Source organism: Streptococcus suis (assembly GCF_002964045.1).
In the GTDB taxonomy this organism is placed as follows: domain Bacteria; phylum Bacillota; class Bacilli; order Lactobacillales; family Streptococcaceae; genus Streptococcus; species Streptococcus suis_U.
Genome location: NZ_POPB01000554.1, coordinates 1 through 467, shown reverse-complemented (window position 1 = coordinate 467; position 467 = coordinate 1). Strand labels below are relative to the sequence as shown.

At 36.4% G+C, this 467-nt stretch carries 1 protein-coding gene; it reads left to right on the top strand.

The window, feature by feature from the left end:
* Positions 1-14: 14 nt before the first annotated feature.
* Positions 15-467 (top strand): AI-2E family transporter (locus tag C1E99_RS12655; RefSeq protein ID WP_153060250.1); only part of this gene is annotated, 453 nt, incomplete at its 3' end.

The window sequence follows — 467 nt, the reverse complement described above, 5'->3', positions numbered from 1 at the left end:
TAGGAGTGTATTAGATGGAGGATAAGCATCAAAAATTTAGTCTGACTTGGTTTTTCCGCTTGTTTTTGAATAGCCAAGCGGTGACATTTTTATTAGTAACCTTGCTGACTTTTTTGACCATATTTATTTTTAGTAAAATTAGTTTTTTATTCAGACCAATAGGAAGCTTTTTAGAAATTGTATTGTTACCGATGATTTTAACAGGTCTTTTGTATTACCTATTAAATCCGATGGTTGACTGGATGGAAAAGCATAAAATTTCTCGTACAGTTGGTATTTCCATTCTCTTTGTTTTAATCAGTCTTCTCATTATCTGGGGACTGGCGGTGGCAATTCCGAGTATTCAAGAGCAAGTGACATCTTTTGCGCAAAATCTTCCTTCGAATATCCAGAAAATCGAAGGACAGGTAACTGGGCTCCTACAGGATCAGCGCTTTGAACAATTTAGACCAACAGCTCTGGAGATG